Source organism: Streptomyces sp. CB01635 (assembly GCF_002803065.1).
GTDB lineage: Bacteria > Actinomycetota > Actinomycetes > Streptomycetales > Streptomycetaceae > Streptomyces.
In genome coordinates this window covers 82,089-108,467 of sequence record NZ_NNBL01000005.1, presented here as the reverse complement: position 1 = coordinate 108,467, position 26,379 = coordinate 82,089, and the positions used below count along the sequence as shown (strand labels likewise).

Here is a 26,379-nt window from a genome sequence, read left to right as displayed (position 1 = left end):
GAGCATCCGCCGGGCGGGGCCGCCAGGGTGTCTCTGGCGGCCGTCCGTCAGGTGGTCCTGCGGTAGTGGCGGACGGAGACCGTTACGGACTCGCTTGCCGTGGGGGCGTCGATGAGATGCACGATCGCGATGTCCTTGCCGTTCGCGCTGCGGATGCAGAACGGACGCCATTCCTCCAGGTCATCGAACTTCAGCGTGGTCACCGGCTCGCTGTCGATCCCTTCCTCGCAGCCACCTGGGGACAACGTGTCGTCGTATGCGATGTACGCATCGCTGTCGTCGGGGAAGTCGAATTCGTCGGCGGTACGTGCCAGATACCAGGCGGCGGTGGACTCGGGGGCGACCGTGCCGTTGCGCAGGTCGAACTCGTAGCTCGGGTCGGGGGAGGTCAGCTCGGTGTCGGCGTACACCTGCTGGTATCCGGCACCTGGCGACGCGGTCGACTTCGAGGGCGGCGAAGAGTGCGGCCGCGACGGTGGGGCCGAGCTCCGGTCGCGCCCGCTGGGGCCGTTCGCCTTCGACGGGTCCCCGTTGGAGTCGCTGAGACGGTAGGCCGTCGCTCCGGCGACCAGGACGGCCACTGTCGCCGTCGGCACGATCCAGCGCCGGCGCCTCCTGCGTCCCCGTGGCGCGGATGGTGGTGCGGGTGATGCGGTGACGGCGGTCTCCGTGCGGGCCGGGGCCGTGGGGGTAGCCGTCATCGTCGGCTGGGCGTGCGGCGGTTGGAGGGGTCCGGGCAGATCGCTGCGGCGGGCTATGTCGGCACGGATCGAGTGCGGCAGCCAGCCGTCGGTGAACCGCAGCTGGGCCCCCGTGGCCGGATGGTGGCGCACGGCTTCGATCAGGGCGCCGGCGGTGGGCCGCTCCTCGGGGCTCTTCGCGAGGCACTGCCACAGCAGGTTCTGCAGCTCGGGTGGTACGTGTGTGAGGTCGGGCTGTTCGTGCACGACCCGGTACAGGGCCGCGGACTCGGGGCCGCTGCCGAAGGGCGGCGCGCCGCATACCGCGTACACCGCGAGGGCGCCGAGCGCGAAGACGTCCGTGGCGTCCGTGGCGGGTCTGCCCAGGGCCTGCTCGGGGGCCATGAAAGCGGGTGTGCCGATCTGCAGGCCCGCGCTGGTCAGCGCGACGGCGTCGGCGGCCCGGGCGATACCGAAGTCGATCACCCGCGGGCCGTCGGGGGCCAGCAGTACGTTGGCCGGCTTGAGGTCGCGATGAACCACGCCGGCGGCATGGATCGCCTGGAGCGCTTCGGCGATGCCGGCCATCAGCAGCAGCACCGTCGGAACGGGCAGCGGGCCGTGCCGCTGGACCACCTCGTGCAGTGAGGGCCCCGGCACGTACGCGGTGGCCAGCCACGGCGTCGCGGCGTCCGTGCCGGAATCGATGACCGGGGCCGTGTACAGGCCGTGGACTCGCTGCGTGTTCGTCACTTCCTGGGCGAACCGGTGGCGGAAGGCGGCGTCCCCGGCGAGCTCCGGGCGCACCGCCTTGAGGGCGACCGGCCGGCCCCCGGGCGTGAAGGCCAGATAGACATGGCCCATGCCGCCCGAACCGAGCCGGGCGCTCAGCCGGTAGCCGCCGATCTCGTGCGGATCGTCCGCGGACAGGGCCTCGAATGAGGGTGGCGCTCCGCGCCGGTCGGAGGTCATGCGGTGGCTCTCTCAGGGTGCGACGGACAAAGGGGCTGCGTGCGGCACGCGCGGGACAGGGGAGGGGATTGGACTGCATGGTGCCCGTGACTGAAGTTTCAGTCAATATGAGGTGAGGTTCAGCCGGCGAAAGCGGTTAGGGTAGGAATCGTGGGCGACCGTAGAACAGCGATCATGGAGGCAGCCGCGCGGGTCATCGCCCGCCGCGGAGTGCGCGGGCTGCGGGTGGAGGAGCTGGCCGCCGAGGCCGGGGTGTCCACCGCGCTCATCTATTACCACTTCAAGGACCGCGCGGGGATCCTGCGCCGGACGCTGGAGTTCATTAATGACCGCGCCGAGCGCTACACCACGGAGCGCGACGCCGACGCCGAGCCCCTGACTTCACGTCAGGAGCTGGAGCGCACCCTTCTCCTGGAGCTCCAGGACGATCCGGTCGTCCGCGAGAACAGCACCGCGTGGGGCGAGCTGCGCGCCAGTGCCATCTTCGACCCCGATCTGCGGGAGGACCTGGCAAGGGCGACGCTGGTCTGGGTGCAGGAAATCTCCGAACTGCTCGGCCAGGTACGGCCGATGGCCACCGTCACCGCCCTCGCGACCTCCGCGGAGCGGCTGACGCTTCTGGTGGAGGGCATCAGCATGCGCTGGCTCAGCGGCATCCTGCCGCTGGAGCACGCCCGCGAGCTGATGCTGGACGCCATCGACGCCGAACTGGGGCGGCTGGAGCGCAGGTAGGTGCTGCCCGCCCCGGCGGTGTGCGTCGCGCCGGCGCCCTGACCTGCTGGTTACAGTACGGACGTGAGTACTCGACGCGCCAAACTACTGGAAGCCACCTGCCGAGTGATCGCCCTGCGGGGAGTGAGAGGACTGCGGGTCGAGGAGGTCGCCGCCGAGGCGGGTGTGTCCAAGACCCTGATCTACTACCACTTCCGCGACCGGTCGGGCCTGGTGACGAGCGCGCTGGAGTACGTCAACGACCGTGCCGAAGGGTATGCGGGCGTCTCCGACGACGATGACGCCCCAGTCCGTGACGTGCTGCTCCGGCTGCTGGTCGGGGAGTTCCAGGACGACCGGTCCGTGCGGGAGAACTCCGCGGTGTGGGGTGAGGTGCGAGCCGCGGCCACCTTCGACGATGGGCTGCGGCCGGTCCTGGCGACACTGACCGAACGCTGGCTCGTCGAGCTGGCGGAGGTGATCGAGGACGGTCAGGACGAGGGTGACATCCCGGCCTCGGTGGACTCCCGCGCCGCCGCGGTCCGGCTGACCTCGCTGGTGGAAGGGCTGAGCGGGCGCTGGCTCGCCGGCCTGCTCACCACCGCCGAGGCCCGGGCCCATGTGGCCGCCGCTCTGGAGCGCGAGCTTCTTCCCGATCCGCAGGGCTGATCTGCGGAGCTGAGTTGTAGGGCCCATGGGCCGGGTGGGCCGAGCCCCACAGGCTCGCTGGACGCCCGGAGCCCGGTGCGGCTCTTTGACTGAAAATCCAGTCAGTGTCACAATGAGGGCGTGGTGACACCGAGCCGCCAGGCTCGCTCCCTGCCCGGGTCGCGCCCTGCGGCCCAGGGCATACGGGTGAGTGCGGCAGCCGCGCAGGCTCCGCAGGCCGACGGCTCCCGTCACGGTGTGGGGCGAACGGTGAAGGCTGTAGAGGGCGTCCGGCCCGTCCCACGCGAGGCCCGGCAGTGTCCCTGTCGCCGACGACCGCTCCCTGGCGATCCCGTGGCCTCAACAGCCGCTCAATACACAGCACTTGATGTGGAGCCCCCCATGAACGAACCTCCCCTGGGCAGGCGTCTGCTCGACACGCTCTTCGGGGCGAGCCCCTCGCGTCAGGCCGGCTACGACAGTGCAGCCGATGACGGATGGCACGTACCGGCGGACGACGTCCCGCACGTGCGGACATGGATGTCCTGGCCGGCGAGCAGATCCATCTGGGGCCGCCGGCTGTCCGGAGTCCAGCAGGACATCGCCCTCATCGCCCGCACGGTCGCCGCCTACGAGGCCGTCATCATGTGTGCCCCGGACGAGGACACCGCCGATGACGCCAGGGCAGCCTGCGGCCGGGACGTCACCGTCATCACGTCCATCCCCACGGACGACCTCTGGATGCGCGACACGTGCGCCGTCTTCCGGCGCGACGGCCGGGGAAACCGTGACGCCGTAGGCCTCAACTTCAACGGGTGGGGCCACAAGCAGACGCACCGAGATGACGCCGCCGTGGCCGAGTGGGTCGCCGAATTCAATGAACTCGAATTCGAATGGGTGGACTTCGTCGGAGAAGGTGGATCGATCGAGACCGACGGTGACGGGACGGTGATGGCCACCGAGAGCAGCCTCGTCAACAAGAACCGCAATCGCGGAATGAGCCGGACGGAAATCGAGGAGGCCGTACTGCACGCATACGGCGCCGAAAAGATGATCTGGGTTCCCGGCGTCCGCGGCCGGGACATCACCGACAACCACATCGACGTCACGTCCCGCTTCATCAGCCCCGGCGTCGTCATGGTGCAGATTCCGCCCGGCGACAGGGGAGACGTCTGGGCCCGCGACGCGCGTGAGCAGTTCGCGATCCTGTCCGGCGAGACCGACGCCAGGGGGAGAAGACTCCAGGTCATCCAGGTCGACGGCCCCGAGACCGTCCGCTCACGCAGCTCGCAGTTCGTCGACTCGTACCTCAATTTCCATGTCGTCAACGGCGCCGTCATCACGGCACAGTTCGGGGACCGGACGAAGGACCACGCCGCCCGCCAGGCCCTCTCCGACGCGTTCCCCGGGCGCGAGGTGATCCAGCTCGATGTCGACCGCCTGATGGGCGGAGGCGGCGGCATTCACTGCTCCACCATGCACGAACCCGTGCCGTAGACCCTCGTGCGCTGCCATAGACCCCCACATGCACGGAGATGATCGAAAACGAATCCAGCCACCTGATAGACACAAAACGCGCCCCGATGACCGAAAAGGCAACAGCCGTCGGATATTTCTGTCCCAGGGCTCCACGATTCAGGATCCAGGAATCCTGAAAGTAGCCCGTCAGCTGAATTCCGGAGTTCTCAGTGCCCCATCCCCCCATGTCCCGTCGCAGTGCGCTGCGTTCCTTCGCCGGCATCGGCGCGCTCGCCCTCGGAGCAGCGGCCTGCGGCCCCGGGGACGAACCGACCTCCTCCGCGTCCTCGTCCACCGCGAGCGGGGTGAAGGCGTCGGGCCGCAGGTTCGGAGCGGAGTGGGACATCCACACTCGTACGTTCATGTCCTGGCCCGCGCTGGAATCGGTGTGGTTCGAGGATCTGCCCGCCGTGCGCGACGACATCGCTCGCGTGGCGCGGGCCGTGGCGGAGTACGAGGCAGTGGTGCTCATGGCCCGGCCGGAACAGGTCGACGCCGCCCAGCGTGCTTGCGGCTCCCAGGTCGAGGTCATCCCACTCGAAGTGGACGACCTGTGGGCGCGCGACATCGTCCCCGTGTTCGTGGAGGAGTCGGACGGCCGTCTGCTGGGCGTCGATTTCAACTTCAACGGCTGGGGCAACAAGCAGGAACACCGCAATGACGCCCAGGTCGGCCGACTCCTGCTGGCCAAGTACGACATCGCACGCTCGAAGGCCCCGCTCGTCGCCGAGGGCGGCTCCTTCGAGACCGACGGCGAGGGCACGCTCCTGCTCACCGAGAGTTCGGTGGTCAACAAGAACCGCAACCCCGGCAAGAGCCGCGACCAGATCGAGGTCGAGCTCAAGAGCACTCTGGGCGTCGAAAAGGTGCTCTGGCTGGCCGGAGTGCGGGGCCAGGACATCACGGACGCCCACGTCGACAGTCTCGTCAGGTTCACCGCGCCGGGCGTCGTCCTCGTGGACCAGGCGTACCCCGGCAGCCCGCCGGACGTGTGGTCGCGCTCGGCGGACCAGGCCAGGTCGGTCCTCAGGGAAGCCACGGACGCCTGCGGCAAGCGCCTGGAAGTCGTCGGCCTGCCTCAGCCGGACCTCGACAAGATCACCGGCCGCGGCGACGACTTCGTATCGACGTATGCGAACTTCTACGTCGCCAACGGCGCCGTGTTCATGCCGCGCTTCGGCGACGCCCGGGCCGACGACCGCGCGAAGGGGATCCTCCAGGACCACTTCCCGACGCGTGACATCGTGCCCGTGGAGATCGACACCATCGCGGGTGGCGGCGGCGGAATCCACTGCTCGACCCACGACCAGCCGGGCAAGCCGGCCGCGTAACCCCAGGCCACGCAAGGGGCCGCCAGGTCAGGGAACGAGCCGTCGCATGCCGAGCGGGCAGACGTCGGCTCGTTCCCTGATCTGGCGGCTCTGGTAGCTCGGGCAGGTCTGGCAGCTCTCGCGCGCCTCCGTCGTCGCGGTCCGTGGTGGCCGGCCTCCTGGCAGGCGCAGGGCGGAGGCGCCCGTCGGAGGTCCGGCTGTCTTCCTGAACATGGCGCATCGACGCTGCGGCTTCCGTTGTGCCGCGAACGTATTGCCGGTGAACTCTTGACGTCTCGCGACCCTCCGCTATTAGATCTCCCTTATTGGGCATGCGGCCAATAAGGTCGCGGTCATGCCGTGACGCTTCATGGGAGGACGCGATGGCGACCAGAGACCTGACAGCCACCGTCGGCAGTGACGCGGCCAAGGCCGTGGAACAGGCGGGACAGCTGGAAGCGCACGGGATCGACTACATCCCCGAGGGGGAGCGGCACGGCCGGCCGCGGGAGCTGTTCGCGGTTTGGGCGGCGCCCAATGTGAGCTACCTGAGCCTCGTCGTGGGTGCGGCGCTGGTCCTGATGGGCCTCACCCTCGGGCAGGCGCTTGCGGTGATCGTCGCCGGCAACCTGCTGTGGGCGCTCACCGGAGTCCTCGCCGTCAGCGGACCGGCCGCGGGCACCACGGGCTCGGTCATCTCCCGTGCCATGTACGGAATCCTCGGGAACAAGGCCGTCATCGCGCTCACCGGCTGGCTGATCTCCGCCGCCTATCTGGCGCTGAACTGGTCCGCCGCCTCGGTCGCCGCGTTCGGGCTCGCCCGACGGCTCGGCGCACCCGACAGCCCGGTGCTCGACGCCGTCATCATCTGCGGGATCGCCGCGGTCACCCTCGTGGTCAGCGTGTACGGCCACGCCACGATCGTGCGGCTCTACTCCGTGCTGAGCGTCGCCCTCACCGTCGTGTTCGTCGTGGTGAGCGGCTACGTGCTGGCGCACACCGACTGGACCTATCGTCCCGCCGAGTCACTGCACGGCGCCCAGCTCTGGGTGACGCTGGCCGGCGGCTTCGCGATCATCGCGTCCACCCCGCTCTCGTACAGCAACAGCCCCGACCTGGCGCGATACCTGCCGCGCGACAGCAAGCCGATGGCGGTGGCCGGGTGGACCGCGCTCGGGGCCTTCCTGCCGAGCGTGCTCTTCACCGGCGTCGGCGCCCTGGCCGCCACCACGCTCGACATGAGCGACCCGGAGGCGGCGCTCGAGGGGATCCTCCCGGGCTGGTTCGTCCCGGTGTTCGTCATCGCCGTCGTCCTCAACACTGTCGCCAACAACGGCCTCACCGCGTACAGCGCGGGTCTGACCTTCCAGTCCATCGGCGTGCGGCTCGGCCGGATCTGGGCCGTCCTGATCATCGGCATCCTGGCCACGGCGATGACGCTGTACGCCCTCCTCGTCTTCGACTTCCTGACCAGCGTGAACACCATGCTCGAACTCGTCGTGGTGGTCACGGGACCGGCCGTCGGCGTGTACGTCGCCGACATCTGGATCTGCCGCAACCGCTACGACGGCCCCCAGCTCCTCGACGAGCGGCGCGGCAGCCCGTTCTGGTACGACGCGGGCGTGCACCGGGCGGGAGTGGCGGGATTCCTCGCCGGTGCTCTCGCCGGAGTCCTGTGCGTGAGTACGAGCTTCTGGACCGGCCCCGTCTCGTCCTCGCTCGGCGGCGCGAACCTGTCCCTCGTCGCGGGACTCGTGGTCTCCGCGGTCGTGTACGGAGGGTTGGGGCGCACCCGGCGCCGCGCTGTGACCCGTGAACCGGGCGCGTGACCGACGCGCCGCAGCCACCTCCCCACGCAACGCCCCGACATCCCCACACCCGCCAAATCCCCACACCCTCCGAGGAGAAGGCAGTCATGATCGCCCGTCCCGCCGAACGCCTCCACGTCGCGGTCGCCTCGTCCGACCCCTTCGCGCGCGGAGCCGCCCGCGGTGAGCGGCTGCGCGACACCCTCCCCGGAGGGATCGCCGGGTACGACCGCTTCTTTCGTCTCGGCGGCATCGGCCCGCAGCAGGTCCGCGACGACGCCGAGCGTGCTCTCGCCATCATCGACGCGTTCCGCCCCCGTGCGCGGGCCGAGATCGAAGGAATCGCACATGGCGCCGGCGTCGACGTCTGGCACATTGCCGCGCTCAACGCCCGCACCGAGATACTCGCCCGCAGTGCCACCGTCCCACCCGGCGAATGCTCGACGATCGTCCGCCGCACGGGTGGCGCCGCCGGCACCGTCGACACCTTCGGAATCCAGACCTGGGACTGGCATGTCGAGCTGACCCCGTACTGGCACACCCTGGAATCCCGCGGCGGCACCCACGACGTGGTCGGCCTCACCGAACACGGCATCCTCGGCAAGATCGGCATCAACAGCGCAGGCCTCGCACTGCACTTCAACATCCTGGGACACCGCCGAGACGGCGTCGGAGGCGTCCCCATGCACGTCCTTGCCTCCGTCGTCCTGGAGGAAGCCGGGAGCGTGGCGGAGGCGGTGGAGATCGTGCGCGGCGCCCCGATCGCCTCGTCGGGATCGTTCGCCCTCTTCGACACCACCGAGGCCGTACTCCTCGACCTGAGTCCCGAGGGCGTGTTCGCGGTGGAGACCGACCAGGGCACGCTCGTGCGCACCAACCACTTCCTCTCGCCGGCTCCTGCGGCCGGCGAGAAGACCTGGCTCTACCAGCCGGATTCCGGCGAGCGCTACGACCTCATCCGCAAGCGCCTGACGCCCACCGCGCTGCCGCAGTCACCGGACGAACTCGTCGCCCTTCTCGTATCGGGGGAGGGCGAAGCGGCCCTCACCTGCCTGCCCGACATGAGCCTTCCTGAGGGACAGCGGTGGGCCGGCCTGGCGACGGTCGTCCTCGAACCGGCCACGAGCACGGCGCGCATCCTGGACGGCACACCGGCAGACGCCGCTTCGCGGCCCTGGCGCCACCTCGCGGCACGGCGTGGCTCGGATGCCGGATCCGGTACGCGGTGAACTCTTCACAGCACCGGACCCTGCTTCTCAACGTCTTCTGATTCCATGGAGGCCCCACGCGAGGGCCTCTGTGAGGGAAGGGACAGCAAGCATGGCGAAGGCGAACAGCGCTCTGCTCGTGATGGACGTCCAGCGGGACGTCGTCCGCATCGCCGACGACGGATCCGGTTATCTGGCCCGCCTGAAAGGGGCGATCGCGGGCGCCCGCGCGGCGGGTGTCCCCGTGATCTACGTGGTCATGCGGCTACGGCCGGGTCAGCCTGAAGTCGGCCCGCGCAACAGGACGCTCGCCACCGTTCTGCAGGCGGGCCTGTTCACGGACGGGGCTCCCGGCACCGAGATCCACGACGATGTGGCGCCCCGGCCGGGCGACATCGTGGTCACCAAGAGACGGGCGAGCGCGTTCTCGGGCAGCGACCTCGACTTGGTGCTCAGGGCTCGCGACATCAACAGCCTTGTCCTGGCGGGCATCGCGACCAGCGGCGTGGTGCTGCACACTCTGTGCCAGGCCAACGACCTGGACTTCGGCCTCACCGTCCTGTCGGACGCCTGCCTCGACCTCGACCCGGAGGTCCACCGGACCCTCATCGGGAATCTGTTCCCGCAGTGGGCGGAGGTCGTCACCGTCGAGGACTGGGTCGGTTCCCTCGCTCGGTGACGGGCGCCCGTCACCTTCCTCATCGGCCACGAACACCCGAATGTAAGGTGATCACCCCACTCGGTTCGGGTGCGGGGTGACGACTCGGGGGAGTACGACAATGGCCAAGCCGGTACGCGCGTCGCTGGGGGAGATGTGGATCACCTGCCAGGTCTGCCGCAGCGAACTTTTCCGTGAGCGCGGCATCAAGCTCAACAGCACCGGCATGGAGTTCATGAAGCTGGCGTGGGCGGACGAGACGGCGACGGGTCTGATCTGCTGGAAGTGCGGATACGTGCACCTCTTCGTGAACCGTGAGATCCGGCTTCACCGGGCCGAGGACTGACCTGGCGCGGGATGTCGTAGGCCTCCCTGGTATCAACACGCAGGGTTCCGTATGAGATCCGGGCCCGAAATGGGAACAGACGGCGGGGGCCGACCGTTCTTGCTGACAATGCCGTGTGCACTGGCGATGAGGGGAGGGGCGTTCATGACCCAGGTGTCCCGCCTGTGCGCCCTGGTCCTCGCCCCGTACCGCCAGGTGCACCTGTACACCCGGGCCCATATCGACCTCCAGCGCGTGGCCGGCGCGCTCTGTTGTTCCTGACCGGATTCTTCGCCGTCGCACCCTCCGCCTGAGGGTCGCTCATCTCGTACGGTCGATCAGGAAGGCACCCTTTCGTGTCCTCGTCTTCTTTGCTGCCCTCTTCAAGCTCCGCACTGCACCTCGCCGTTGCCCTTGACGGCGCAGGCTGGCACCCGGCCGCCTGGCGCGAGCAGGTGTCCCGGCCTCGGGAGCTGTTCACCGCCCGCTACTGGACCGACCTCGTCCAGGAGGCCGAGCGTGGGCTGCTCGACTTCGTGACGATCGAGGACGGACTCGGGCCCCAGTCCTCGCACTTCACGGAACCCGACGCCCGCACCGACCAGGTCCGCGGGCGCCTCGACGCCGTGCTCATCGCCGCCCGTGTCGCCCCGCTGACCCGGCACATAGGCCTCGTGCCGACCGTGGTCGCCACCCACACGGAGCCGTTCCACATATCCAAGGCGATCGCCACGCTCGACTATGTGAGCTCCGGCCGCGCCGGTCTACGCGTACAGGTGTCGGCACGCCGGAACGAGGCCGCGCACTTCGGACGCCGTACGTTCCCCGCCCTGCGCATCGAGGACCTGGACAGCCCGGAGGCGAAAGAGCTGACCGGCGACCTGTTCGACGAGGCCTCCGACTACGTCGAAGCGGTGCGCCGGCTGTGGGACAGCTGGGAGGACGACGCCGAGATCAGGGACGTCGCCACCGGCCGCTTCATCGACCGCGACAAGCTGCACTACATCGACTTCGAGGGCAGGCACTTCAGCGTCAAGGGCCCCTCGATCACGCCACGTCCGCCCCAGGGGCAGCCGGTCGTCAGCGCCCTGGCCCACCGGAGCGTGCCGTTCCAACTCGTCGCACGCTCCACCGACATCGGATACGTGACCCCGCACGACGCGGACCAGGCGCGTGCCATCGTCGACGAGATCCGTACGGCACAGGCCGCGGCCGGACGCTCGGACGAGCCCGTCCATGTCTTCGGAGACCTCGTGGTCTTCCTGGACGACGACCCGGCCGCGGCGGCGGCACGGCGCGAACGCCTCGACGGCCTGGCGGGCTACGCGTACGCCGGCGACGCACGGATCTTCACGGGCACCCCCGCTCAACTCGCCGATCTGCTCCAGGAGTTGCAGCAGTCGGGCCTCACCGGCTTCCGGCTTCGTCCCGCCGTCGTCGGCCACGATCTCCCCGCGATCACCCAGGGACTCGTCCCCGAGCTGCAGCGGCGCGGAGCGTTCCGGAGCGCGTACGAGGCCGACACCCTGCGCGGACTCCTCGGGCTCACGCGCCCCGCCAACCGCTACGCCGCCGCCACCACCGCCTGAGCCGGAGGGAACACAGACCATGCCCCGCAAGCAGATCCACCTCGCGGCCCACTTCCCGGGCGTCAACAACACCACCGTGTGGAGCGACCCCAAGGCCGGCAGCCACGTCGAGTTCAGCTCCTTCGCCCACTTCGCGCAGACGGCCGAGCGGGCCAAGTTCGACTTCCTGTTCCTGGCCGAAGGGCTGCGCCTGCGTGAACAGGCCGGCGAAATCTACGACTTGGACGTCGTGGGGCGGCCCGACACCTTCACGATCCTCACCGCGCTCGCCGCGGTCACCGAGCGCCTCGGCCTGACCGGCACCATCAACTCCACCTTCAACGAGCCCTACGAGGTCGCCCGCCAGTTCGCCAGCCTCGACCACCTCTCGGACGGGCGTGCCGCGTGGAACGTCGTCACCTCCTGGGACGCGTTCACCGGCGAGAACTTCCGGCGCGGCGGGTTCCTGCCGCAGGACGAGCGGTACTCGCGGGCCAAGGAGTTCCTGACCACCGCGAGCGAGCTGTTCGACTCGTGGCACGGCGACGAGATCGTCGCCGACCAGGCGAGCGGCACCTTCCTGCGCGACGCCCAGGCCGGAGCCTTCGTCCACCAGGGACAGCACTTCGACATCAGCGGGCAGTTCAACGTCCCCCGCAGCCCCCAGGGCCGCCCGGTGATCTTCCAGGCAGGCGACTCCGACGAGGGGCGGGAGTTCGCCGCGTCGAGCGCCGACGCGATCTTCAGCCGGTACAGCACCCTCAAGGAGGGTCAGGCGTTCTACACGGACGTCAAGGGCAGACTGGCCCGCCACGGCCGTACGTCCGACCAGCTCCTGATCCTGCCCGCCGCGACGTTCGTGCTCGGTGAGAGTGACGCCGAGGCGGCGGAACTGGCCCGAGAGGTACGCCGGCAGCAGGTCAGCGGCGCCACCGCGATCAAGCACCTGGAGTTCGTCTGGAACCGTGACCTGTCCGGCTACGACCCGGACGGCCCGCTCCCCGAGATCGACCCCGACCTCGGCGAGCACACCATCGCGCGCGGCCGCGCCCAGGTCCGCATGTACCGCGACCCGCTCGCCACCGCCCGCGAGTGGCGGGAGCGCGCCGCCGCCAACAAGTGGTCGATCCGGGATCTCGTCATCGAGACCGGCAACCGCCAGTCGTTCGTGGGCTCCCCGGCCACGGTCGCCGAGACGATCAACGACTTCGTCCAGGCGGACGCGGCCGACGGCTTCATCCTCGTCCCGCACATCACCCCCGGCGGCCTCGACGCCTTCGCCGACACCGTCGTCCCGCTGCTCCAGGAGCGCGGGGTGTACCGCACGGAGTACGAGGGCACCACCCTGCGCGACCACTTGGGCCTGAGCGAACCGACCGCCGTGGAAGCCGGGACCCGGCGAGCGGCGTCGTAACGACCTGTCCGCCACGCGCTGTGCACCCTGGTCGGACCCGGCGGTGAGCTCCCCGCCGCCGGGTCCGGCGCCGCCCGATACCCTGCACCGCGTGATCAACTCATCTGCGAGTTCTGACGATTCCGTGGTCGCGACGGCCGCGGCGAGTGCCGGTGCCGACGTGGTGCGCAGCCTGTACGGGCGACGCCTCACCCGCATCGACAAGGGTGCGGGGGACTTTGCCACCGCCGCCGACGTGGAGGCCGAGAAGGCCATTGTCGACGTCATCCGAGCCGCCCGCCCCGACGACGCGGTGGTCGGTGAGGAAGGCGGGCAGCAAGGCACGGCCGATGCCGCGCGCCAATGGCTGGTGGATCCGTTGTGCGGCACGCTGAACTACGCCGTCGGCAGCATGCTCGTCGCAGTCAACGTGGCGCTGCGCGATGGAGCGGCGGCGGTGGCCGACCCGTTCAGCGGCGAGGTGTTCTTCACGGACGGGACGAGCGCGTGGGTGCGGCGCGACGGGGTGGACGAGCCGCTGGCCCCGACCTCCGCCACCTCGCTCGTGGATGTCAACCTGGACCCGCCGTTCATCGGCCGGCCCGGCTTCCGGGCCGTTGATCTGCTGGCCCATCCGGCGTTCGTCGAGCGGTTCCGGCCGCGGGTCGTGTCGACGACGCTGGCGCTGGCCTGGGTCGCGGCCGGCAAGCGCGCCGCGTACGTCACTGATGGCGGTGACCTCACCGGGAGTGTGCATTTCGCCGCGGGTATCGCACTGTGCCGGGCCGCCGGCTGCGTAGTCACCGGGATCGACGGTGCCCCAACTGGGCCTGCCGGGCGCGGACTTGTGGTGGCCGCCGACACCGAGACGCATGGGGAGCTGATGTCGATGATCCGCGGCTGAAGGTGCCGCGGCGACCGCCGCCCGCCTGCGCCGGGGCGGTTGTGTGCACGGCCGCAAGCCCGCCGCCCCGGTGACTGTGATCACCGGGGCGGCGGGCTTGCGGTGGGGAGGTGGCCCCGGATCGGGCGGGACCGTGGGCTCAGCCGCGTACGGGCTCCAGCTCCCGCTCCTCCTCGGCCGCCGGTGACGACGACGGGGCGAGGGTCTTGTGCAGTTTCTCGCCCTCGACATCCACGTTGGGCAGGATCTTGTCGAGCCAGCGGGGCAGCCACCAGGCAGACTTGCCGAGCAGGGCGAGGACCGCCGGGACGATCGCCATGCGGACGACGAAGGCGTCGAAGAACACCGCGATGGCGAGCCCGAAGCCCATCATCTTGATCATGTCGTTGTTCTCCATGATGAACCCGGAGAAGACGCTGATCATGATGATCGCCGCCGCGCCGACGACCCGGCCGCCGTGCTTGAAGCCGGTCACGACCGCCTCGCCGGGGCGCGCCCCATGGACGTACGCCTCGCGCATCCGCGTCACGAGGAACACCTCGTAGTCCATCGCCAGGCCGAACACCACGCCGATCATGAAGATCGGCATCATCGACATGATGGGGCCCGGCTGGTCGACGCCGACGATGTCCGCGAGCCAGCCCCACTGGAACACGGCGACGACTGCGCCGAGGGCCGCGGCGACCGACAGCAGGAAGCCGAGGGCCGCCTTCAGCGGGACGAGAACCGAGCGGAAGACCAGCATCAGGAGCAGGAAGGCGAGCCCGACGACGAGACCGAGGTAGGGCAGCAGCGCGTCGTTGAGGGTCTGGGAGAAGTCGATGGTCATCGCCGTCTGCCCGCTGACCAGGACGTCGGAGTTGGTGTCCGCCTCCAGGCCACTCGCGGTGGACCTGATCGTCTTGACGAGTTCCTCGGTCTTGTGGTCGCTCGGTCCCGTGGTCGGGACGACCGTGATGATCGCCGTGTCACCGGCCGGGTTCACCGAGGCGGGGGTGACCGCCGCGACGCCGTCGACCTTGGCGAGGGACGTGCCCACCGTCTTGGCGGCGGCGGCAGCGTCCTTGGCTCCGCCCGTGTCGACGGTGACCATCAGCGGGCCGTTGAAGCCCGCCCCGAACGACTCGGACAGCATGTCGTACGCCTTGCGCTGCGTGGTGTCCGGCGCCGATGTCCCCTCGTCGGGCAGCCCGAGCTCCAGGCTCGTCGCCGGGACGGCGACCGCGCCCAGGCCGAGTACACCGATCAGCAGCACGGTGACGGGGCGGCGCAGCACGAGGCGCGCCCAGCGGGTGCCGAGGTTGGGCTTGGCGTCCTTGGCATCCCTGGCACTGTGCGCGGCGACCGGCTTCGCGAGGTTCTTACGGTCCCTGCGGCGCAGGGCGCGCTTGCCCGCGAAACCGAGCAGCGCGGGGATCATGGTCAGCGCGATGAGCACGGCGATGGCCACCGTGGCCGCCGCTGCGAGGCCCATCTTGGTGAGCATGGGGATGTTGACGACCGACAGACCCGCGAGAGCCACGATGACGGTCAGTCCGGCGAAGACCACGGCGGAGCCCGCGGTGCCGGTGGCCCGGCCCGCCGCTTCCTCCGGTTCCCGGCCCTCGGCTATCTCGGCGCGGTAGCGGGAGACGATGAAGAGGGCGTAGTCGATCCCGACCGCGAGCCCGATCATCATCGCCAGCGTCGAGGTCGTGCCCGAGAGGTTGAGGACGCTGCCCAGGGCGGCGATGCCGGAGACACCGATTCCGACGCCGATGATGGCGGTCAGCAGCGGAAGGCCGGCGGCGATCAGCGAGCCGAAGGTGATGACGAGGACGACCGCGGAGACGGCGATCCCGATGAGCTCGGCGGAGCCGCCCATCTCCTGCTCGGCCTGGACCGCGTCACCGCCCGTCTCGACGGCGAAGCCCTCGGCGCGGGTCTTGTCGGTGGCGTCGGTCAGCGCGTCGTGCGTCTTGTCCGTGAGCTCCGTCGAGATCACCTTGTAGGTGACGGACGCGTACGCGGTGGTGCCGTCCTTGCTGACGGCGTTCGCCTTGTACGGGTCGGCCACGCCGGCGACCTGCGGACCCTTGCCGAGCGCTGTGACGAGCCGGCGGACCTCGGCCTTCGCGGCGGGGTCGGTGATCTTCTCGCCCTCCGGCGCCCGGATGACGACGCGGGCGGTCGCGCCCTCCGCGCTGGCGGCGGGGAAGCGCTCGTCGAGCAGGTCGAAGGCCTTCTGGGAGTCCGTGCCCGGCATGGAGAACGAGTCGGCGGGCGGCGCGGGCGCGGCCGAGGACGCGTATCCGATGCCGCCCAGGAGCAGCACCCACAGGAGTGCCACATAGCGGCGCCGCCTGAAGGAGAGGCGCCCTAGTTTGTAAAGGAAGGTAGCCACGGCGAAAGAGACTCCCGTCGGGTGGAGGCGGAGGCAGGGGCGACCGCCCGGCGGTGCCATGGCACGTCAGGGAAGTCAGCAGGATTTCTCCCTCTATCGTCGCCGCATTCCGGAGCCCGGATGTCAGCCTCCGGGCCGGACTCCGGCCCACGCCTGCGGTAGTCGGACTCGGTGGCCGGTCATCCCCCGGTATGACCGCGGGACCTCTTTTGTAGAGCCGTGGGTGCAGACGGGAGGTGGAGGCGGGGACCTGGGGACGAGTCCGCATCCGGCGCCGGACCCGGGCCGGGCTCAGGTGTTTGCGCAGGTCACGCGAGCCGTGGCGGTAGGTGGAGGGGGAGGGTAAGGATCATGTCCAGCGACGGCGTGCCGTCCGGTCCGGTGAAGGGGCCGACGAGCTGGAACCCGTTCTTCTCGTAGAAGCGCAGTGCTCGCGCGTTGTCGGCGAGGACGCCGCCCCACAGGATGACCCGCGTCCGCCCGAGCCGTCGTACGGCCTCCATGACGAGCGGGATGACGAGCGAGCCCACCCCGCTGCCCTGATACGCGTCGGCCAGAGTGGGGCCGAAGCGGCAGTCGGTCCGCTCGGTGAGGGGGATTCCGGCGACCCGGTAGCGCGCGATGTCGGAGGCGGTGAGCGCGAGGCTCAGCTCGAACAGGCCCACGATCCGCTCCGAGGACTCGTCCTCGAGTACCAGCCGCAGCTTGTCGTAACGGGCGATCGCGTCACACAGTTCGTGGGCCGCCGTGAGGTCGTATCCGTCGAATGTGCTCAGCCGCCTCGACTCCGGGGACAGCCCCGCAAGGAAGTCGGCCAGGCGCTTCACGTCGGCGTGGACGAGAGGGCGCAGCACGGCTCGCGAACCGTCGCGCAGGCGCAGGCGGCGCGTCAGAACGAGCGGGTCCTCGGCGATGTCGGTGAGTGTGAGCACCGAGACATTGTGCTGCCGAGGGGGAGAGCTGCGGCCGGATGTGTGCGCAGGCGATCGGCAGCCGCGTCGGCCCGGTCGAAGCGCGAGCGTCAGGTGGTCGGCCGGAGCTTGCCGATCCGGCTGACGACCTCCGGGTCGCGGTGGTCGAGGAACAGGGACTGGCCTGTGTCCATGGCGTCGACGGACGCCATCTGGCTGTCGGGTCATGCCCACGCCGCCGTCCGGGGCAATGACCCCAACATCGGGGTGACTGTGAGTGAGTTCGGCGCGCGTGATCAGCAGAATGCGGTTCGACGGTTTCACCGCCGACCAGCTTCCCAACGGAGGAAATTCATGCGCCTTCCCGCACTGGCCCTGGCCGCCCTGACCGCGGTTGTCGTGCTCAGCCCGAGCGCGTCAGCCGACTCCTTCAGCGGCAGCATTTCCGCGCACCAGCTGGCCCGGATCGCGCCGGACGGAACCCTCACCCTCTCCGGCACCTACCGGTGCGAGACGTCGTCATCCGCCCGCGCCGTCTTCGTCTCCAGCAACCTGGTCCAGGACAACAAGCGGCTCGGCTTCGGCAGCACCGAGGCCCGGTGCGACGGACAGGAACACGAGTGGAGCAGCAGCGGGCCGGTGGACGGTCTGATGGACCTCGGCTTCCACGAAGGCCGGGCGGCCGTCGACGCGCACCTGATGACTCTGGAGTCCGACGGCGGACTGCCGATGCCGCGCGCCCTGGCGGGGCAGGAGGAGCCGGTCCGTCTTGTGGACGACCGCATCTGAGAGGCGCACGCCTGTACTCCCGTGTGGCCGGGCCCGCCACGTACGCGGCGGGCCCGGGCACACCCGTGAACCTTCAGCGGCGATCCGCACGATCACCGAGCGGCGATCACGCCGGCCTGTCCCTCCCGGGTCAGGAACTCGTCAGGAAGGAACTCGTCAGGATGACGAGCTGCTGCGTCGTCCGGGTCATCGCTACATAGCGGTCGACCGCTCCTTCGATGCCGTCGCCGAACTCCTCCGGATCGATGAGCACGACCAGATCGAATTCGAGGCCCTTCGACAGTTCCGGGGTCAGGGACCGGACGCGTGACGTCGCCCGGAACGTGGGGTCGCCGATGACGCAGGCGATCCCGTCGTCGTGCGCGGCGAGCCAGGTGTCGAGGATCGAGTCCAGGTCCGTGACCGGTCCGTGGACGACGGGGACGCCGCTGCTGCGGATGGATGTCGGCACGTTGGCGTCGGGGAGCTCGGCCCGGATAACCGGCTCGGCTTCCGTCATGACCTCTTCCGGCGTGCGGTAGTTGATGCTCAGGGAGGCCAGCTTGATCCGGTCGAGCCCGGCCCGCTCCAGGCGCTCCTCCCACGACTCCGTGAACCCGTGCCTCGCCTGAGCACGGTCCCCGACGATGGTGAAACTCCGCGACGGACAGCGAAGCAGCAGCATCTGCCACTCCGCGTCGGTCAGTTCCTGTGCCTCGTCCACGACGATGTGGGCGAACGGTCCCGCGAGCCGGTCCGGGTCGGCCGTGGGCAGCGCGCTCTCGTCGATCAGGCTGTCCTGGAGGTCCTTCCCACGCAGCATCCGCACCGCGCCCTCGCTGTCGTCGCCGGCCGAGTTGAAGTCGGCTGCCGAGATGATGTCGTCGATGACGAGGGCCATGCGCTCGCGCTCGGCGGCGACGGCGGCGTCGTGCCGCCGCTTGCGCCGCGCCGCCTCCGGGTCACCGAGGCGCTGCCGAGCCGCGTCGAGGAGTGGCAGGTCGGACACCGTCCAGGCCTGGGGGGCATCCTTGCGCTGCAGCTTCGCCACGTCGTCGCGGTCGAGCCAGGGGGCACACATTCGCAGGTAGGCGGGGACCGTCCAGAGGTCGGAGACCAGGTCGGCGGCCTCGAGCAGCGGCCACGCGCTGTTGAGGGCCGCGACCAGATCCCTGTCCTGCCGCAGCGACCGCAGGAACAGATCGGGCGAGACGCCGTCCTCGTCCTCGTCCTCGTCCTCGTCCATACCCTGCTTGTCCATGAGGATCGTGGCCAGTTCCTCCCAGACCTGCTCGCGCGCCTCGTTGTGCGCAGCGCCCGGACCCGGAGCCTTGAACGCTTCGGCCCAGTCGTCGGCGCTCACCCAGATGTCGGACCACGCAGTCGTGGCGGTCATGCCCTTGGTGGGCGGCTCCTCGTAGAACCTGACGGCCTTCTCGATCGCCTGCACCATGGCCGCCGACGACTTCAGGCGGGCCACGTCCGGGTCGGTCTCGACCTCCGCCGTCACGCCCTCGGCGACGAGGTCCTGCAGGATGCAGGTCTGCACGCCTTCCTCCCCGAGGCTCGGCAGGACATCGGCTACGTAGTCCAGGTAGGGCCGGTGCGGACCGACGAACAGCACACCGCCCCGACGGTGGCTGAGGCGCGGGTCGGAGTAGAGGAGGTACGCGGAACGGTGCAGGGCGACGACGGTCTTGCCCGTGCCGGGCCCGCCGTCGACGACGAGCGCTCCGCGCGAACCGGCGCGGATGATGGCGTCCTGGTCGGCCTGGATGGTGCCGAGGACGTCACGCATACGGGCCGAACGGTTGCTGCCCAGGCTGGCGATGAACGCGGACTGGTCGTCGAGCGCGGCCCGCTGTTCCAGGCCGTCGGCGGTGAACACCTCGTCCCAGTAGTCACTGATCCGGCCACCGGTCCAGCGGTACCGGCGGCGGCTCGCCAGGCGCATCGGGTTGGCGTGCGTCGCCGCGAAGAACGGCTCGGCGGCGGGGGAGCGCCAGTCGACAAGCAGCCGACGGCCCTCGCTGTCGGTGAGGCCGAGCCGCCCGATGTACAGGGGCTCGGCGTCGTCCGCGCCGACGACACGGCCCAGGCACAGGTCCAGGCCGAAGCGGCGCAGGGCGCGCAGGCGGCCGGTCAGCCGGTGGATCTCCGAGTCCCGGTCCATCGCCTCGCGGCCGATGCCGCCGGGGGCCTTGCGCAGGACGTCGAGACGGTCGGAGAGCTCGGTGATCGTCTGGTCGAGGCTGCTCGCGATTGCCGCGAAGTGCTGCTCATCGCCGGCGATCAGCGTCGCATCGGCCTTGGAGGAAAGACGCTCGGGAAGGTCGAACGCACTGGTGGTCGTGGAGGTCAATGTCATCAGCTCCGATCCGAGGTCACGCGTGCGAAGTCCGACGCGGCGCCCACCGGCACCTCGGCGCCGAGCGCCCGCACCGGCGCGACACCACCGCACGACCCATAAACCGACAACAGCAAGTGCACTTCGTTGATCTCCCATTTCCGCAGGGTTCGGGCCTCGGCCAGCGATTGTGCGGCAAGGTGGGGGCCTTGCCGCAAGCCCCCCAGTGCGCTATAAATTAAGAGTGGCAAGGAGTGGGAAGTCCTCCTTGCCTTTCTTGCTCTCTGGGGACGGGCACATCGTGCTCTCTCGTACGAGCACATCCTTCAAGCGGCGGCGACGTGCCACGCAACGCTCCCACGTGACCGGCCGAAGCCCCCCGCAGAGGCTCGCGTACACAGTCGGTCCGGTCCAACTGGCTTGGAACCAGCTCGACTTGATGGATGATCAGGCGCAAGGGTGTTCCGGGGACGCGTGCGGTCCTGCGTCCCGCTCCTGCTCCTGGCGGATCCCGTGCCGAAGATTGCCGGACATCGGCAGTGCGGCACAACCCACCGCTCATGCATGCTGGTGCCCGTCGGCTGAAACGGGGGGCGTCAGTGGAAGCGAGTACAACCAGCAGTGTGGCGCGTGCGCGCGTGGGATCGGGACTGGCGCTGGCTGTTCTTCTCCTGCCCCTCGCCGGCTACGAACTGGCCCGGACCGGGGCAGTCCCCGAAGGCACACCGATCGTGCTCGGCCTGCTGTGCGCGATGATCGGCTTCCTCCTCCTCACCGAGCTGTGCGAGGAACGAGCCCCGTTCCGGCACTCGTCGTCGCACCTGACCGCGCGCACCCTGACCGGCGAACGGTCCGTCGACCTGAACCGGATCGCCACCGTCCGCCTGCTCACGACCTTTTCGTACGGCGGCGCGCACCGCACCCTGGTGGTGTGCGACGCCCATGGTGTGCGCCTGGGCATCACGACGAAGAGATCCCGCGGGAAGCTTCGCCGAGCGATCGAGAAGGCCGACGCGAACGCCGCGCGAGGAGTCCCCCGACCCCGGGTGAGCCGTGCGGCACGGGCATACCTGGGCCTTGCCCCGGGAGGAGGGCTCGTCGTACACACGGCTCTCGCCTTTCTGCTCACGACGGTATCCGGGAGCCTGTACGTGATCGGCGCGCTCCGACTCGGCGGGCAATGAGTTCGGCCTGCAGCCCCGACGGCTCAGCGTCTACCGCGGTGGACGAGAACGGCAGGTTCTTCACCCGAGCCCTCGCCCCGGCGCGGCTGATCCGGGGCCTCTGCGCCGGGTCGGGCCCTCTCATGGAACAGGAATGGAAGGCTCACATCCCTGACGTTCCCTACCGCCGGCCGAGCTGATGCGGCGACCGCCCGCGCCTGGTTGTCCGTCAGCGGTGTTGAGAGTCGAATTTCCACAGGACGTGGACGACGCGCATCACTGCCAGGACGCCGCCGACCACAGTCCCCGTAGCCACCAATGAGCGCTCGACCGAGGGAGGGAGGCGCCAGACGAAGGCGGGGCCGGCGATCGTCGCGAAGACGATGCCTCCGAGGAAGCACGCGCTGAACAGCGCATAGCCGATCTCGACGGTGACCTCGTCCCGCTCGGCCTGGCTGCGCCGCAGTCTTGTCCCCATAGGGGCAGCATCGCAGCCGATCCGCCATCCGGCCACGTGCGTGCGCGCACGTGGAGGGACTCCGGGAGAACTTCGCCGTCCGGCCCGTGGGTGCGACGGCGGCCCGGGCGAGCCTGGTCGGGTCGGCTCCGGTGCCACGACGCTATTCAGGACCGCCAACCATGCTCGGGAACCATGCCGACGGCGTGCCGGGAAGCCGGACCGTGACGAGGAGACCGCCGGTGGGGCCGGGGACGAGGTCGAGGGTCCCGTCGTGGGCGCGGACGATGCTGTGGACGATGGCCAGGCCGAGCCCGACGCCGGCGTGCTCGTCGGTGCGTACGCGTTCCGTTCCGCGCCGGAAGGGTTCGGTGAGGGTCGGCACCAGTTCCGGTGGGAGCCGAGGACCTGTGTTCTCGACCCGCAGCACGCTCGTGTCGCCGTGCCTCTCGGTGTGGACCGTCACGGTGCCGCCGGCGGGGAGGTTGTGGACGATGGCGTTCTGGACGAGGTTCGTCACCATCCGCAGCAGGAGCTCCGCGGAGCCGCTGGTCCGGGCCGCCCCGCCGGTGACGTCGAGCGTGATGCGGCGCTTTTCGGCGAGGGGGAGCAGCGTTTCGGCGGCTTCTTCGGCGATGAGGGAGAGGTCGACGCTCTCGCGGATGAAGCTTCCGCGCTCGCCACGGCTGAGCAGCAGGAGGGCCTCGGTGAGGTCGATCGCCCGCGTATTGACGGCGTGCAGGCGCTCGATGACTTCGTCCCGGTCCCGCGTGGGGTCCTTGCGGGCGACGTCGAGGAGCGTCCGCGAGATCGCCAGCGGGGTGCGCAGTTCGTGGGAGGCGTTCGCGGCGAACCTCTGCTGCTCGGCGACGTGGGACTCGAGTTGTTGGAGCATCGAGTCGAACGCGTCGGAGAGTTCACGGAATTCGTCCTGGCGGCCCTTCATATGGATCCGGTGGGACAGCGACCCGCTCCCGGCCTTCCGTGCCGCATCCGTGATCTGTGTGAGCGGTGCGAGCATACGGCCGGCGAGGATCCATCCCCCGACGAGGCCGAACACGAGCAGGAAGACCATCGCCACGGCCGCGGCGGGCGCGAAGGTGTGCACAAGGAGGTAGCGGTTGGGCGAGATCCCGAGAAGGCCCTTGGGGTTGTCAGGTACGTAGCGCAGCAGGAACACCCACACCACGGCCAGCAGGAGAGCGCCGGCGACGGCGAGGAATCCGGCGTAGCTGAGGGTGAGTTTCAGTCGGGCGCTGAGCCCTGGACGCCTATCCATGCGGCGTACTGCCGGGGGCGGTGATGTCCGGACCGGTGTCGATCCGGTAGCCGACGCCGGGCACCGTGGCGATGATCCATGGTTCGCCGAGCCGTTTGCGCAGCGCCGAGACGGTGATGCGCACGGCGTTGGTGAGGGGGTCGGCATTCTCGTCCCACGCCCGTTCAAGGAGTTCTTCGGCGCTGACGACCCCGCCCTCGGCGCCGACGAGGACTTCAAGGACGGCGAACTGTTTGCGGGTGAGCGCCACATAGCGTCCGTCGCGGAAGACCTCCCGGCGGAAGGGGTCGAACCGCAGGCCCGCGATCTCGTGGACCGGAGGCCGGGCGTACGCGCGTCTGCGGTCGAGCGCCCTCAGCCGCAGGACGAGCTCCCGCAGCGCGAACGGTTTGGTGAGGTAGTCGTCGGCGCCGAGCCCGAACCCGGAAGCCTTGTCGTCGATCCGGTCGGCGGCGGTGAGCATGAGGATCGGGATGCCGCTGCCGGAGGCGACGATGCGTCGGGCCACCTCGTCGCCGGAGGGGCCGGGGATGTCGCGGTCGAGGACCGCGAGGTCGTAGGAGTTGACGCTGAGGAGTTCCAGGGCGGAGTCGCCGTCGCCGGCGATGTCGGCGGCGATCGCCTCAAGGCGTAGACCGTCACGGACGGCTTCGGCCAGGTAGGGCTCGTCCTCCACGATCAGTACGCGCATGTGCGAAGCCTAAGCAGCAGAACATATCGCCGACGTATGCAAGGGCGTGTGCAAAGGCCTATGCAAGGCCGGGCGCAAAGAAGTGTGCACACCGGACACGCCACTCACCCTGTCGGTGCCGGCGCGGGGCGGGGCTGGTCCGACGGCGCTTGCGCCGCAGTGCGCCACCAGTGGCGCGACGCCAGCGCGGCCAGTACGGCGCCGGCGGCGTTGACCAGTACGTCGTCCACTGAGGACACCCGGTCAAGGCGCAGGACGTACTGTGCGGTTTCGACCAGGACCGAGCAGCCCGCCCCGAGCGCCAGGTTCCGCGGCACGGATGCCAGTGCCGCGAACCGCATCGGGGCGAAGAACCCCAACGAAGCGAAGACCAGCAGGTTGCCCACGATCCCGAGCGTCCCCATCGTGACCAGGTCCCGCAGGGGTACCAGGCTCACCCGGGCGGGGACGATGCCGGCCCCGGCGCCCGGCATCATGGTCAGCCACAGGAACGGCACCGTCCCGTGGACCATGCCCACCTCGGCCAGCGACATCCGCCACGCCGATGTGACGCCGGCGGCACGCCGACGGAGCGTCAGAGCCCACGCCACCAGCGCGGCCAACGGCAGCGCGACCAACGTCATGAGCACCACACCGTTGAACGTGTCGAAGCAGCCGTGCCACCGCCCGGCCATGCACCTCGGAGCGGACATCATGAGCGGCCCGCGCACAACGAACGCGCCGCTCGCCAAGGCGACGATCGCCAGGCCGAGGAACACGATCCTGCGTGTGCGGCCGGGCGGTGCCGGCAGGGATGCGTCGTGGTTCATGGCCCCATTGGAGACGGCGGGCCGTTGCGGTGGCGTATGCGATTTTCGATACGCCCGCGATACACGGAATATCCGGCGTCAAGGAACTGGCGCCAGCCGGCAGTGAGATGGTCCCGCCGCGGGTGAGCACGCCGGCGCGTCGGTCACGCTCGATCGGGTGTCCCCTCCTTTTCCTCGGCCGTGGTCACGGCATGCCGGGTGGAGCGGACGGCAGCCCAACGGGCCAGTGGTGCGAGCGCGGTGAGTCCGCACTCAGTTCGTGGCCGCTGACGCTTCAACGTCTGGCGCAGTACGGCCAGGTGCGGTCTCGTCCTCGGATGGCTCGGGGCGTGTGTCCCACGTGGCGAGATCCACCACCTGTCCGTCCGGGAACAGGGCGCAGGTGCGGTCCTCGGCGACGAAGACGCTGGACGGTTCGGCGCCCAGTACCGATGCGGCGACGAAGGCGCCAACGATGCGCGGGAAGTCGCACACCGCGCCGATCCGGAACAGGGACTGCGAGTCCGTCGTGACCTCGTCGCTTCCGGCGCGCAGGATGATCCGCTGGTCGGGGGCGACGGCCCGGGCCGCGACCGCGACAGCCATGTTCGCCAGACTGTCCGAGCCGACCGCGGCAAGACCACGGGCCCGCAAGACGGAGAGGCGTTCGAGCAGGAAGCGGTCACCGCCCCGGCCGAGGACGACGGGGATGTTCAGGGAGCGGGCCAGAGGGAGGCACGCCGCCTGGGGGTTGCGCTCCACGGCGACGACCTTGATGCCGAGGTCCTTCAGCCGCGCGGACAGCCGCAGGCCCACCTGCCCGAGGCCGACGACGATGACGTGGCCGCGGCGCGGGATGGACCGGGCGCCCAGGATGCTCGTCATGCGGTGTCCCGTGAACCGGTCGACGACGCTCGCGGTGAAGATGGCCGCCAGCACCAGGACGGCGAGCATCGAGACGGCGGACAGGACCTTGTACCAGCCGGGTCCGTGCTCGGCCGCCGGCGAGGAGCCGATCGTGGTGAGCGCGCGGGCGGCGTTCCACACGGAGTCGGTCCAGTGCTCGTGCAGGACGAGGACGCCGAGCGCGATGTCCACCGAGAAGGCCACCGACAGGGCGGCCAGACTCGCGATGAGCGCCTTCGCGGACGTCCCGAGGGAACGCAGCCAGGCAGGGAAGGACGCGCGGGGGTGAACATGCGCGTGGGCCGCGAGGGCACGTCCGTTCAGATGCTCGACGGACGTGGTCCCGTCCTCCCGCCGGACCGCGATGACGCCCCCGCCGTCGGGCTGGAGCATCGCGTAGCTCGGGGCGAGGCATTCGGCCAGGAGGCTGGGCACGATGGCATCGGTCATGCTCAGGACGGTGCAGTTGGGGACCGTACGGGAGACCTCGTCGGCGACCGTGCGGTCGAAGAGGGTCACGACCAACCGGATGCCCGGCTTGAGATGTTCGGCCAGCAAGGCATAGCGCAGGGCGACGATGTCATCGCGGGAGACGACGGCGACGGCGTCGACGGACTGCTCCAGGTGCTCGCGCAGCGTGTCGTCGTCGGGCCGCGGCAGGCGTTGCACCGTGCCGTACCAGCGGCCGATGTGAGCCGCTGCGGAGCGCCCCAGGGCCTCGTCGTCCTCGATGATCACAATGCGCTGACCCGAGGCGGGTATGTGGGGAGGTGCCTGATCCTGAAATGTCTGCGGGTTCAAACCGTCGGCCTTTCTGCACGGGTGGGGGCTGCTCTCAGCCGCCCTTTGATCAGTGCGCCCGGCATGCCTGGTCGAGGCTCGGTGCGGGGGCTTCGGCGCGGGCCGGTCTGGCCGGCACGTCTGTCTCGTACGCCGTGTCCGATGAGTGAGGCACGGTCGGGAGGAGCCGAAGACGTGTTCTT

At 69.8% G+C, this 26,379-nt stretch carries 23 protein-coding genes; 14 read left to right on the top strand and 9 right to left on the bottom strand.

Annotation, left to right across the window (positions count from 1 at the left end):
- Nucleotides 1-47: 47 nt before the first annotated feature.
- Nucleotides 48-1,652, bottom strand: coding sequence for a serine/threonine-protein kinase (locus CG723_RS17895; RefSeq protein ID WP_100594433.1), 1,605 nt, complete (start codon nucleotides 1,650-1,652; stop codon nucleotides 48-50).
- 174 nt (nucleotides 1,653-1,826) lie between these two features.
- Here CG723_RS17895 and CG723_RS17890 point away from each other — a divergent pair, with 174 nt between their 5' ends.
- From CG723_RS17890 to CG723_RS17840, 12 genes are all read left to right on the top strand, one after another.
- Nucleotides 1,827-2,384 carry a TetR/AcrR family transcriptional regulator gene (locus CG723_RS17890; protein WP_100594432.1) on the top strand — a complete coding sequence of 186 codons (558 nt, stop codon included), beginning with the start codon at nucleotides 1,827-1,829 and terminating at the stop codon, nucleotides 2,382-2,384.
- A gap of 63 nt (nucleotides 2,385-2,447) precedes the next feature.
- Nucleotides 2,448-3,032 carry a TetR/AcrR family transcriptional regulator gene (locus CG723_RS17885; RefSeq protein ID WP_100594431.1) on the top strand — a complete coding sequence of 195 codons (585 nt, stop codon included), beginning with the start codon at nucleotides 2,448-2,450 and terminating at the stop codon, nucleotides 3,030-3,032.
- Between the two features lie 381 nt (nucleotides 3,033-3,413).
- Nucleotides 3,414-4,508, top strand: a complete 1,095-nt coding sequence (locus CG723_RS17880) for an agmatine deiminase family protein (protein ID WP_100594430.1) — start codon at nucleotides 3,414-3,416, stop codon at nucleotides 4,506-4,508.
- Nucleotides 4,509-4,714: 206 nt separating this feature from the next.
- Nucleotides 4,715-5,860: an agmatine deiminase family protein gene (locus CG723_RS17875; protein WP_100594429.1), complete on the top strand. Its 1,146-nt coding sequence runs from the start codon at nucleotides 4,715-4,717 to the stop codon at nucleotides 5,858-5,860.
- A gap of 362 nt (nucleotides 5,861-6,222) precedes the next feature.
- Complete coding sequence (locus CG723_RS17870) at nucleotides 6,223-7,668, top strand: purine-cytosine permease family protein (RefSeq protein WP_100594428.1); 1,446 nt, start codon at nucleotides 6,223-6,225, stop codon at nucleotides 7,666-7,668.
- Between the two features lie 86 nt (nucleotides 7,669-7,754).
- The gene (locus CG723_RS17865; protein ID WP_100594427.1) at nucleotides 7,755-8,876 is read left to right on the top strand and encodes a C45 family autoproteolytic acyltransferase/hydolase; all 1,122 of its coding nucleotides are present in this window, start codon (nucleotides 7,755-7,757) and stop codon (nucleotides 8,874-8,876) included.
- A 91-nt stretch (nucleotides 8,877-8,967) separates the two neighbouring features.
- Entirely contained in the window at nucleotides 8,968-9,534 is a 567-nt protein-coding gene (locus CG723_RS17860; protein ID WP_100594426.1) for a cysteine hydrolase, read from the top strand.
- Nucleotides 9,535-9,634: 100 nt separating this feature from the next.
- Complete coding sequence (locus CG723_RS17855) at nucleotides 9,635-9,859, top strand: hypothetical protein (protein WP_100594425.1); 225 nt, start codon at nucleotides 9,635-9,637, stop codon at nucleotides 9,857-9,859.
- Between the two features lie 144 nt (nucleotides 9,860-10,003).
- Nucleotides 10,004-10,120, top strand: coding sequence for a putative leader peptide (locus CG723_RS48960; protein ID WP_324903494.1), 117 nt, complete (start codon nucleotides 10,004-10,006; stop codon nucleotides 10,118-10,120).
- A 74-nt stretch (nucleotides 10,121-10,194) separates the two neighbouring features.
- The gene (locus CG723_RS17850) at nucleotides 10,195-11,427 is read left to right on the top strand and encodes an LLM class flavin-dependent oxidoreductase (RefSeq protein ID WP_442802565.1); all 1,233 of its coding nucleotides are present in this window, start codon (nucleotides 10,195-10,197) and stop codon (nucleotides 11,425-11,427) included.
- A 19-nt stretch (nucleotides 11,428-11,446) separates the two neighbouring features.
- Nucleotides 11,447-12,820, top strand: coding sequence for an NtaA/DmoA family FMN-dependent monooxygenase (locus CG723_RS17845; protein WP_100594423.1), 1,374 nt, complete (start codon nucleotides 11,447-11,449; stop codon nucleotides 12,818-12,820).
- Nucleotides 12,821-12,911: 91 nt separating this feature from the next.
- Nucleotides 12,912-13,703 (top strand): inositol monophosphatase family protein, encoded by a 792-nt coding sequence (locus CG723_RS17840; protein ID WP_100594422.1) that lies wholly within the window; start codon nucleotides 12,912-12,914, stop codon nucleotides 13,701-13,703.
- A 139-nt stretch (nucleotides 13,704-13,842) separates the two neighbouring features.
- On the opposite strand, the gene CG723_RS17835 is transcribed toward CG723_RS17840, so the two are convergent.
- Together CG723_RS17835 and CG723_RS17830 are read right to left on the bottom strand one after the other, a co-directional pair.
- On the bottom strand, nucleotides 13,843-16,086 hold the full coding sequence (locus CG723_RS17835) for an MMPL family transporter (RefSeq protein ID WP_100594421.1): 2,244 nt from the start codon (nucleotides 16,084-16,086) through the stop codon (nucleotides 13,843-13,845).
- Nucleotides 16,087-16,394: 308 nt separating this feature from the next.
- The gene (locus tag CG723_RS17830; protein ID WP_100594420.1) at nucleotides 16,395-17,018 is read right to left on the bottom strand and encodes a GNAT family N-acetyltransferase; all 624 of its coding nucleotides are present in this window, start codon (nucleotides 17,016-17,018) and stop codon (nucleotides 16,395-16,397) included.
- A gap of 333 nt (nucleotides 17,019-17,351) precedes the next feature.
- Here CG723_RS17830 and CG723_RS17825 point away from each other — a divergent pair, with 333 nt between their 5' ends.
- On the top strand, nucleotides 17,352-17,786 hold the full coding sequence (locus CG723_RS17825) for a DUF6299 family protein (protein ID WP_100594419.1): 435 nt from the start codon (nucleotides 17,352-17,354) through the stop codon (nucleotides 17,784-17,786).
- A gap of 130 nt (nucleotides 17,787-17,916) precedes the next feature.
- Here CG723_RS17825 and helR read toward each other — a convergent pair whose 3' ends face one another.
- Nucleotides 17,917-20,127, bottom strand: a complete 2,211-nt coding sequence (gene helR, locus CG723_RS17820; protein ID WP_100594666.1) for an RNA polymerase recycling motor ATPase HelR — start codon at nucleotides 20,125-20,127, stop codon at nucleotides 17,917-17,919.
- A gap of 623 nt (nucleotides 20,128-20,750) precedes the next feature.
- Here helR and CG723_RS17815 point away from each other — a divergent pair.
- Nucleotides 20,751-21,296 (top strand): hypothetical protein, encoded by a 546-nt coding sequence (locus CG723_RS17815; RefSeq protein WP_234374366.1) that lies wholly within the window; start codon nucleotides 20,751-20,753, stop codon nucleotides 21,294-21,296.
- A gap of 208 nt (nucleotides 21,297-21,504) precedes the next feature.
- Here CG723_RS17815 and CG723_RS17810 read toward each other — a convergent pair whose 3' ends face one another.
- From CG723_RS17810 to CG723_RS17790, 5 genes are all read right to left on the bottom strand, one after another.
- Entirely contained in the window at nucleotides 21,505-21,753 is a 249-nt protein-coding gene (locus CG723_RS17810) for a DUF6332 family protein (protein WP_100594417.1), read from the bottom strand.
- A 142-nt stretch (nucleotides 21,754-21,895) separates the two neighbouring features.
- Nucleotides 21,896-23,011 (bottom strand): sensor histidine kinase, encoded by a 1,116-nt coding sequence (locus tag CG723_RS17805; protein WP_100594416.1) that lies wholly within the window; start codon nucleotides 23,009-23,011, stop codon nucleotides 21,896-21,898.
- Nucleotides 23,004-23,702, bottom strand: coding sequence for a response regulator transcription factor (locus CG723_RS17800; protein WP_100594415.1), 699 nt, complete (start codon nucleotides 23,700-23,702; stop codon nucleotides 23,004-23,006). Before CG723_RS17800 ends, CG723_RS17805 begins: the two co-directional genes overlap by 8 nt.
- Nucleotides 23,703-23,806: 104 nt before the next feature.
- Entirely contained in the window at nucleotides 23,807-24,511 is a 705-nt protein-coding gene (locus tag CG723_RS17795) for a VanZ family protein (RefSeq protein ID WP_100594414.1), read from the bottom strand.
- Nucleotides 24,512-24,763: 252 nt separating this feature from the next.
- Entirely contained in the window at nucleotides 24,764-26,134 is a 1,371-nt protein-coding gene (locus tag CG723_RS17790) for an NAD-binding protein (RefSeq protein ID WP_234374365.1), read from the bottom strand.
- Nucleotides 26,135-26,379: the final 245 nt, after the last annotated feature.